The following is a 9,398-nucleotide window of genomic DNA, read 5'->3' as shown; positions in this document are numbered from 1 at the left end:
TGTTAACCTGTTAATAAATTTTCTTTTGTTGAGTTTGTTTTTCTATTTATGGATTATCAATTAATTGAATTTATCTGATGCGGGGAACGTTGGATTGTGCTGATTTGCGCATCGTGTCCGGCGCGGGCGCCCGTGTGACGGGCGTTCCGGGCCGCCCAGCTCTGCGAAGTTGTAAAAAAGTGCTACAGGGAGAAAAATGAAACGGTCCGCATCAATTTATCGGATTCGTCCTATTGATGATTGCGCGGACATCTGTGCCAGTACGGAATCGGCACGCATGCGGGAAGCTGAGCGGACGCGCTCGCGGCGGGGGGGCACGGGGTGCCGACAGGCCGTCAAAGACCGCGGGTCGGCGTCGAGCCGGAGGCGGTCGAAATGACAGATCCGGGGTGCGGCAATTTGTCAGTCATGCCGACGACGGCGCGACGTGCCGAAGAAAAAGAGGGATGGATCGAATGTATCGAACGCGCCACAGTCGGCCCTCAGGCGTGGACCGAACCGGGCGCTTGCCGCCTGACCCGCGGCAAGCGCCCGACTTCACTTCTTCAGAAACCGCAGCGCGAACCGCGCCATCCGCGGCACGAACATCGGGCGCAGCAGGCGCTTGTCGTAACCGGCCATCCGCCGGTCGTTCTCCACGAGACACAGCTCGATCAGCTCGCGCGGGTTCAGCGCATCGCCGATGTCGGCGGTGCCGGTCGCCGGGAAATTCGCGTCACGCGCGGCGCCGTCGGCATCGATGCCGCGCGCGATGCTCATGCGGTCGCGGATCAGTTGCACCCACACGGCCGCCACCCGTGCGAAGAACCACGGCCGGCGCCACCACGGCATCGTGCGCCAGTACCACGCGTACCAGTTCACGAAGAACAGGATGTGGCGGCCTTCTTCCTGGATCACGGGCTCGAAGGTCTCGACCAGCTCAGGCGGGAAATAGCCGGAGCGCTGCGCGGAGCGGAACAGGCCGAACGCGAAAAAGCTGTCGATGCATTCGCTGAAGCCCGTCATCATCCACGACCATTCGGGATCGGTCGGCGCCGGGTAGGCCGGTTCGGGCGCGAGCCGGATGCCGTACGCCTCGACCAGCTTCGACAGCACGACCTTGTGGCGGGCTTCCTCGCCGCCGTCCATTTCGAGCGCGCGGCGCAGCAGCGGATCGTCGACCGTCGCGGCGTAGGTGGCCACGCGGATCGACGCGCGGCCTTCGGTTTGCACGGCGATGTCCCAGATCGGCAGTGACGTGAGCCGTCTGAGTTCGGCCGGCTGGAGCGCCGGCCAGTCGATCACGGCCGGCTTGTACGGATTGTGTGTATCGAGCAGCATCCGACAGAACATCTGCTTGTGCGCGTCGGAACCGATCCGGACGGGGCCTTGCCTCTCGAAGGTCCAGTTGCGCATCGCGTGATCTGCGGCTGCATGCTCTTCCTGCAGCGTGTCGGTCATGGCTATTGTTATGCGATTACGGATCGAAAGATTCTTGCACAGCTTCCGTCATCGCGTATTTTCGAGCGGCCATGTGCACGCCGGCCCGGCGCGCGTCACGCGTTCGTGTCGACCCAGAGGCGGCCCCAGCGTGATGCGTAGGCGAGGGCGTGCTCTTCCTCGAAGAAGAAATCGATTGCGTCGAACGACACGGAGCGCGGCGACGGGCCGCCGCTCGCGCGTTCGATCGTCAGGTTGGCGGCGAACAGCCCGTTCGGCAACCGGGCGGCAGCGGGAGCGACTTCATAGCCCTTGTAGCGGATCGTACGGTTCATGGCGTGCGCGGAAAAAGTTCGGACTTTCAGCGTACGAAAACCTGCCGGCTGCGTGAACCAATCTTTCGGCCAATGCAAATCACGCGGCGGGCTGAATCGTTATCGGGGTGGTACGCGGAAACGGTATGTTCGAGCGGCGAGGCGACGCGCCCAGCATATCGCCACGCGCTGGAAGACGCGCCGCGCGCCCCGTCGAATCTCGTCGATCGGAGGCGCGCGGCGGAATGCGGGAGTTACTGGTTGGCGACCTTCAGTACGGGCGCAAGCGCATCGACCGATGCCGCGTGCGAGGCCGCGCGATGCGACGCGAACGCGAGCGCGAATTCGGCGGCTTGCGTGCCGACCGTCTCGAGTTGCGCGACGACCTTCGGGTCCGAGCAGCTGTCGGCGCTTTCGAAGCGCGTTTCCAGCGTGTTGACGGTGGCGCCGAACGGCGTCGGCCAGCCGCGCAGCGCATGGACGATCGAGCGCAGCGACGTCAGCACGGTGCCGGCCGCCTGCCAGCCGTACGCGGTGACGATCAGGCCGACCGCGCGGCCGTCGAGATACGGGCGTTCGTCCGCGCGCAGCTCCTCGAGCGTGTCGAGGGCGTTCTTCACGAGACCGGACACGCCGCCGTGATAGCCGGGCGTCGCGATGATGATCGCGTCGGCCTGGCGCACGGCGTCGATCAGCTCGCGCTGCGCGTCGGTCAGCGTTTTGTGTTCGGGGGCGTAGTGCGGCAGCGTATGCAGGAACGGGCCGTCGAACAGGCGTGTGCGTGCGCCGGCGGCCTGCGCGCCGCGCAGTGCGAACGACAGCGCGCGTTCGGTGGACGATGCGGCTCGGGTGGTCCCGCCGATGCCGACGACGAACGGGCGGCGGTGTTGATCGAATGCAGTCAAGGGGCGCTCCTGGGATTGGCTTGCCCGGCTAAGCACAGGCTTAAAACCAGATGGTAACGACCCCGTCGCCACTCTGAAAACGACTTTTCGTTCTATCGATATGCCGCGTGGCGGGGGCAATCGTGTGCGCGGCCCCGCAGATCGATAGCAGAAATGCTTGGTTGAGACGGTGCGCCACGGTCGATAAGATGGGCTCGTCTCCTCCATGATGTCTCTACTGACATGGGTTGGCCCCGCCGCGCGGATGCAGGCGGGGCTTTTTTTCGTCCGCCGCTGGAAAACGGGGCGCGATGCGCGGCGACGCCGCCCGTTACTCGAACACCGGCCGGAAGAAGTTGCGCTCGTAGCTGACGATGCAGCGCGTTTCCTCCGCGTAGCGGAACGCGGCCTGGCAGGCCGGATCGTCCTTCGAGCGTTCGCGGTAGCGTTCGTATTCGGCGAGGCTCGGGAACGAGAACATCGCGAGCGCGATGTTGCTCGCGCCTTCGGACGGCAGGAAGTAGCCGTGATGCGTGCCGCCGAACTGCTCGACGAGCGGAATCCACATCTTGCCGTAGGTTTCGAATTCGACGAGTTTGTACGGATCGACGACGTAGCGAAGGAAGCAGGTGATCATGGGCGCTCGCGGGGCGGTGACGGAGCAGCGAGTCTGGAGCGCGGGGCGGTACGTGTCAACGGCATGCGCGCGGATGTGGACATCACCACGCGACTTCATTGCATGGCGCGTTGCTTGCGCGAACAACGATCGGTGCTTCGATGCGTTCGCCACGACGTGCACGCAGCATCGGAACGCACCGTATTCGCGACCTCCGCCCGCCGTCTTAGCCCGGAATTTTTACGACATTTTTTCTTGCGACGGCAACCGGCGCGCTCCTAGACTTCGTGCATCTTCACCACGGAGCATGGCCATGTCGATACCCTGGAACGCGATCGCCGACCCCACCCCTGCCGCGCCGCCTTCACGGTGCGTCGATCGGGTGATCGTCCGGCGTTTCGATCCGGCAATCGACAGCTATGCACAACTGACGCCGATGCTGCACCGCGCGTTCGCGCGGCTCGGTGCGATGGGGCTCAACTGCACGTGCGTCGATCAGGACGAAGACGTCACGCGCTGCCGCGCGGAAGCGGGCGAGTGCTATGTCGCAGTGTGCGGCGGGCGTGTCGTCGGTACGGCCACGCTGTATGCGACCGATCCGTCGTCGGCCTGCTCGCTGTACCGGCGCGAAGGCGTCGCGAGCGTGCGCCAGGTGGCGGTGGACCCGGCTTGCCAGAGCCGCGGGATCGGCGCGTTGCTGCTGTCGTTCGCCGAGCAGTGGGCCGCGTTGCGCGGCTATGCGCTGCTCGCGCTGGATACGCCGCATCCTGCTGCGCACCTGCTGGCGTTTTACGGCGCGCAGGGCTTCGAGGTGGTCGACGTGATGCGCTTCGCCGGCAAGCGCTACGACAGCGCGATCCTGTGCAAGCGGCCCGTTGCCCATGCCGTGCGCCGCGTGTCTCCGGTATCGCGGCTGGCCGCGCGCGTGGCGGCCGTGCGGCGTGTCATGCTGGCGTGGGCGCCGCGCATCGTCGCGGTGGCGCGGCGCGAGTCGGGCGTGCGTCGCGCCGGACGTTTCGCGGCGCGCCGCGCGGCTGGCGCGGCCAGTTGCCGGTCGTCGCCGTGGCGACCGCGTCAGCACGGCCGCTTCATGGCTCGATAGCGGCTGACGGACGCCGGCTCGGGCCGCTGGCGCGTCGTGCGGCCTTCACGCAAAGGTGGAAGGCGAGCCACTCGATGAATCGGTGCGGTCACGCGTGGCGATGTCCCAAAGAACGCACCTGCTCGATGAACGTGAACGCCGCGTCAAGCGGCACGCAAACGCATGTCGACGTCACTCGTCGCGGCTGCGCGTGTCGCTGCCGGCTTTCGCGACGCGCCATGCGATCGCGCCGAGCACACCGACCGCCACCACCAGCGCGCCCCACAGCACGTAGCGGCGCCCGGCATCCGCATCGGCGGCTGCCGCCGGCGCGACGGCCGATGCCGGCAGCGCCGCGCCGACGCGGGCGGGCCGCACTTCGGGCGCCATGCCGACCAGCAGTGCGTCGCGGCTCACGGCCGACGACACGAGCGACGCGTCGCCCACGCCGAGCGTAAACGGCGGCGTGCCGCGCGCGACGAAGGTCAGCGCGGCCGGATGCCACCCGATCGCGATGGCCGGCTGGCCGCTGCCGAGCCCGCCGTTGCGCATGTCGACGACGATGCGCCACGCGCGATCCGTGTTCGCGATGAACTCGAGCGGCGGATTGCGCTGCTCGCCGCCCTTGCCCTGCAGCCGGAACAGCACGGCGCCAGCGACGTCGCGCCACGGCGCCCGTGCATCGGCGCGGCTTTGCAGCGTCGCGCGGGCGACGGTGTTCGGCTGCGGCAGGTCGATGCGCACGCGATCGACCGGATACGCGCCGTCGGTGTCGAACAGATACTCGCCCGGCGCGGCGCCGGCGCGTATCCGTACGGCGCCGCGCCACTGGCGCGGCACGGACGCCGTATCGGTGCCGCGTGCGTCGCGCGGATGCGTCTCGACGTCGATCGACGCGATCGCGGGCGCGCCGTCGAGCCAGTCGAGTCGCAGGTAGCGCGGCGCCGCGCCGTCGAGCGCGATGCGTTCCTGCACCAGCATGTCGTTGCCGCGGCCGACCTTCAGCAACTGCGTGCTGCCGAGCGGCCGCCAACTGCGCAGGTCGTCGCTGGCTTCGACGGCCACGCGCCCCTGGTAGCTGTCGTCGTCCACGTGCACGAGCAGTGCGTCGATGCTGCCGTCGGTATGCGACAGGTCGACGAGGTCCGCGCCGCGCCCAGGGCGCGAAGGCGACGCGACGGCCGCGCGCAGCGCGCCGTCCGGGCCGACCGTCACGCCGAGCGGCGCGTTGCCGTGCTCGGCGCGCGCGGGCGGCAGCGGGAACCAGTGCACCGGCGCGCGGGACGGCGGCACGGCGGGCGCGGCCGCGGCGGGTGCGTCGAGCGAGTACGGCACCGGCTCGCCCGCGCCGTTGAAGATACGCACGTCGCCGAGATCGTCGCGCCGGCTCGCCGCATACACGGGCTGCGGCACGGTGAGCTGGTAATACGCGGCGCTGCCGTCGAGGTCGAGCGCGAAGCGCTGCGTGACGCGGCCGGCGTTCGGCGCGCCGTCGGCGGCCGCGAACGACGCGAGCAGGCTCAGCCCGAGCAGGGCGGCGAGTCGTTTCATGGCCGGCCGTCCTGTTGCGCGGCGGCTTTCGGCGGCAGCGGCGAGAAATAGCCGATCAACAGCAGCAGTACGCCGATGCCGATGAACGATACGATCCGCTCGATGCCGGTGACGTGCGACAGGTCGAACAGGAACAGCTTGACGACCGTGAGCGCGAGCAGCGCGGCGCCGACGAACCACAGCGGTCGCAGCCCGCGGCGCGTGGCCCAGATCGTGATCGCGAGCGCGCAGACCGTCCAGTACACGGATACCGACGCCTGCACGAGCGTCGATTCGGCCATCGCGCCGAATTCGTACGGCACGCCGGCCCAGTGATGCAGCGTGCGCAGCAGGATCGCGTTCAGCCACAGGAACCCGGTCGCGCCGGCCGCACCCAGCAGTTCGACGCGATAGTTGCCGAACGACCAGCCGAGCCTGCGCGCGCGCACGAACCACGACGCGGCGAGCCCATAAACGACCGCGAGCACGAGATCGAGCGGGTTGAACAGCGGCACGCGCGCCCAGCTTCCGCCGTCCTGCGTGAAGTTCGCGTAGAAAGTCCACACCCACATCACGACGATCAGCGGCAGCGACGCGAACGCGCAGAGGCGGGCGATGCCGTCGCGGCGCGTGAGCCACATCCCGGCGAACGCGAACAGGCTCCAGCCGACCATGAACACTTGCTGGATACCGAACGACGACAGCACGGTATCGATGTCGTAGCCCAGGTGGAAGCGCTGATGCAGCGTGCGCAGCAGCAGCGCGTTGAACCACAGGAACACGGTCGCGATCGCCAGATAGTCGACGACGCGAGGATGCCACGCGACGCCGAGCGTCTTCAGGCGACGCAGCCACACGGCGAACGCGACGAACACGAGAGCCTGCGCGACGTCGAGCGGATTGAGCAGCGGCAGCCAGAAGAGCGGCGCTGCGTCGCCGTCGCTTGCCGTGCTGGCAAGGCTCCACAGCCACAGCAGCGCGGCGAGCGGCGCGGCCCCCCACACCTGGTAGGCGCGCGGGAACGCCGCGACGGGCCAGCGCAGGCGCGAGCCGGGGCCCGACACGAGCAGGAGCAGCGCGCCGAAGCCGTACGCCCATGCGCTCCAGCTCCAGGCGCCTTCCGGGACGAACGTGCGCAGGCGCCAGAAACCTTCGAGCGACAGCAGCCCGCACAGGGTCCAGAACGCCAGCGTATGCAGCGGCGCGAGGATGCCTGCTGCAACGGAATGGGCCGTGCCGATCGCTGCCGTGGCGCCGGTCGTGCCGCGCGACTGGCGCCACAGCAGTGCAAACCCGGCGCCGACGGCCACCGGCCACGCGAACGCGCCCATGCCCGACAGCGGCGCTTCGTGTGCATCGAACGCGCGCAGTGCGAGCAGCGCCAGCACCGGCGTGAGCGCGAGCGCGGGCCATTCGGCGAGCGGCCACGCGAGCCGGCGGCGCGCGACGTGCGCGAGCCACGCGGTGCCGGCCGCGAACAGCGCGGTCGTATCGACGACGAAGCGGTCGGCATGCAGATCGACGTGACGGCTCGCATGGACGAGGATCTCGTGCAGCCCGCCGCTGATCCACCACAGCAGGCCCCACGCGGCGGCCGCGACACCGATCTCGGGCATCCACGCGTGCCATGCGCGGGCTTCACCGCGCCCGTGCAGCCACCAGCCGGTGAACAGGCCGGCGAGCGCGATCAGCAGCATCGCGATAGTCGGGCCGTTGAGCACCGGCAGCGCAGCCGGGTCGGCCGGCCCGAGCAGGCTCGTGAAGAACGCGCCGGCCGCGGCGACCTGCATCAGCAGCCCGAAGCCGAACGCGAGCAGGCGCTTCTGGCGCACGCCGAGCCACACGACGGCGGCGCCTTCGATGGCCCACGCGGCGCTGGTCGTCGGCCCCGAGAACGCGAGCGGCACCGCGAGCGTCGCGAAGATGACCGCGAGCGCGAGCATCGATTCGAACAGCAGCCCGAGGCGATCGCGGCGCCCCGCGAGCCATGCGGCGACCGCGACGTAGAACGCCGACAGCGCGACCGCGCTCCACGCGAGCACGAACGGCATGCCCTTCACGAGCGACGCCTGCAGCGCGGTCGCGACGATCGGCGTGCCGAACACGAGCGTGCCGTCCACATAGTGCCGCAGCGCGAGTTCGCGTTTCACCGCATACAGCAGCGCGATGCCGACATACATCAGGAAGAACAGGATGAGGAACGGCTCGGTGCTCGCGAACAGCGCGGGACGATAGGCGGTCACGCCCCACGCGGAGCCGATCGTGAACGTGAACACGAAGCCGAGCAGGTTCAGCGGGCGCCACGCCTTGAACCACGCGATTGCGAAGATGCCCGCGTTCAGCAGTGCGTAGTAGCTGAACAGCGCGACGTGGTTGCCCTGGCCGGTGGACAGCAGGATCGGTGCGAGGAAGCCGCCCGCGCTGCCCATGAACGCGAGCGGCAGTGCGTTCTGCCGCACCGCGAGGAATGCGCCCAGCGCGCAGACCGCGACCATCAGCGGGAACGCGGCGCCGACGGGCAGCAGCGCATACAGCTTGGTCGCGGCGAAGATCGTCAGGTACAGGATGCCGACGCCGCCGCCTTGCAGCACGAGGCCGTATGCGGCGCGGCGCGCCCGCGCGCGCCAGCCGATCGCGAGCAGCGCGGCCGCGGCGAGCGCCGTGCCCGCGAGGCGAAATTCGATCGGCAGCATGTCGTTGTCGGCCGCGTACTTGAGCAGGAACGCGACGCCGAAGAACAGCACGATGATCCCGACACGCACGACCGTATTGCCGCCGAGCAGCCAGTCGCGCGCGGCGCCGAACGCGCGTTCGGCGAAACCGGGTTCGCGTGGCGCGGGTGGTGCGGGCGGGGCAGGGCGGGTCGGAGTGGCGGGTGGACTGGCGGTGGTATTGGCCTGAGCGGACGCAGCGGCGGTGCGGGCTGCGGTTGCCGGTGCGGGTGCCGCGGCAGGTGCCGACGTCGACGTGGATGCCGGTGTGTCGGCCCGTGCGGCGACAGGTCGTGGCGTGGGCGTGGCCGGAACGTGGGCTGGCAGCGGCGCGGCGGAGGCACCGGCCGAAGCCGTTTGCGCGATGTCGCCGGAGGTCGCCGCGCCGGCCTTCGCGCCCGCCAGTTGGGCGCGCAGCACGTCGAGTTCGCGCGTGAGCGTGTCGACGGTTGCCTCGAGGCGGGCGACGCGATCGGCGAGCGGTAATGGGGTCGGCGGCGGCGTCGCGGAGATCGCGAACGCGTCGGCCGCGGCCCGCTGGTTTTGCTGCTTGCGTTGCCGCAGCGCGTGCCCGATGCAGAATCCGACGGCTGCCCCGAGCAGCGAGCCGCTCCCGGCCGAGAAATCCCCGATCAATGCGGCGATGCCGCCCACGATGAAACCGATTACGGCGAATGCCCAGTTCAACGCCTTGCTCCCTCTCACTGTCGTTATCGTCCTTCGATCGCGGCTCGCACCGGATCGAGGCGGTTTCAGCACGGCCGGCAGGCGACCCGGCATGCGCGCGTCGTGCGGCTGAGCCTGCGTGCGAAGGGCTCGCGGCAACGTCGCGATCGGCGTGTT

The 9,398-nt window shown here is 69.0% G+C and carries 7 protein-coding genes; 1 reads left to right on the top strand and 6 read right to left on the bottom strand.

The annotated features are described in order from the left end of the window. Window positions 1-537 precede the first annotated feature (537 nt). The 4 genes from SY91_RS24415 to SY91_RS24400 form a co-directional block, all read right to left on the bottom strand. Window positions 538-1,440 (bottom strand): hypothetical protein, encoded by a 903-nt coding sequence (locus tag SY91_RS24415; RefSeq protein ID WP_012339443.1) that lies wholly within the window; start codon window positions 1,438-1,440, stop codon window positions 538-540. Window positions 1,441-1,535: 95 nt separating this feature from the next. Then, entirely contained in the window at window positions 1,536-1,754 is a 219-nt protein-coding gene (locus tag SY91_RS24410) for a hypothetical protein (protein ID WP_006480563.1), read from the bottom strand. A gap of 233 nt (window positions 1,755-1,987) precedes the next feature. Continuing rightward, window positions 1,988-2,638 (bottom strand): NADPH-dependent FMN reductase, encoded by a 651-nt coding sequence (locus tag SY91_RS24405; protein ID WP_012339459.1) that lies wholly within the window; start codon window positions 2,636-2,638, stop codon window positions 1,988-1,990. 310 nt (window positions 2,639-2,948) lie between these two features. Then, on the bottom strand, window positions 2,949-3,254 hold the full coding sequence (locus tag SY91_RS24400; RefSeq protein ID WP_023475678.1) for an NIPSNAP family protein: 306 nt from the start codon (window positions 3,252-3,254) through the stop codon (window positions 2,949-2,951). Between the two features lie 292 nt (window positions 3,255-3,546). On the opposite strand from SY91_RS24400, the gene SY91_RS24395 reads away from it, so the two are divergent. Next, entirely contained in the window at window positions 3,547-4,335 is a 789-nt protein-coding gene (locus SY91_RS24395) for a GNAT family N-acetyltransferase (RefSeq protein WP_023475677.1), read from the top strand. A 171-nt stretch (window positions 4,336-4,506) separates the two neighbouring features. Here SY91_RS24395 and SY91_RS24390 read toward each other — a convergent pair whose 3' ends face one another. Both SY91_RS24390 and SY91_RS24385 read right to left on the bottom strand, forming a co-directional pair. Then, the gene (locus SY91_RS24390) at window positions 4,507-5,865 is read right to left on the bottom strand and encodes a DUF3999 domain-containing protein (RefSeq protein WP_185921194.1); all 1,359 of its coding nucleotides are present in this window, start codon (window positions 5,863-5,865) and stop codon (window positions 4,507-4,509) included. Continuing rightward, entirely contained in the window at window positions 5,862-9,242 is a 3,381-nt protein-coding gene (locus tag SY91_RS24385; protein WP_185921193.1) for a DUF2339 domain-containing protein, read from the bottom strand. The genes SY91_RS24390 and SY91_RS24385 overlap by 4 nt, the downstream gene beginning before the upstream one ends. Between the last annotated feature and the right edge of the window lie 156 nt (window positions 9,243-9,398).

The organism is Burkholderia cenocepacia (genome assembly GCF_014211915.1).
GTDB lineage: Bacteria > Pseudomonadota > Gammaproteobacteria > Burkholderiales > Burkholderiaceae > Burkholderia > Burkholderia orbicola.
The sequence above is the reverse complement of the archived record's forward strand: the minus strand, read 5'-3'. Positions and strand labels throughout refer to the sequence as shown.

Coding starts and splice junctions, on each gene's coding strand:
- SY91_RS24415 (WP_012339443.1), bottom strand. CDS start 1,440: ATGACCGACACGCTGCAGGAAGAGCATGCAGCCGCAGATCACGCGATG.
- SY91_RS24410 (WP_006480563.1), bottom strand. CDS start 1,754: ATGAACCGTACGATCCGCTACAAGGGCTATGAAGTCGCTCCCGCTGCC.
- SY91_RS24400 (WP_023475678.1), bottom strand. CDS start 3,254: ATGATCACCTGCTTCCTTCGCTACGTCGTCGATCCGTACAAACTCGTC.
- SY91_RS24395 (WP_023475677.1), top strand. CDS start 3,547: ATGTCGATACCCTGGAACGCGATCGCCGACCCCACCCCTGCCGCGCCG.
- SY91_RS24390 (WP_185921194.1), bottom strand. CDS start 5,865: ATGAAACGACTCGCCGCCCTGCTCGGGCTGAGCCTGCTCGCGTCGTTC.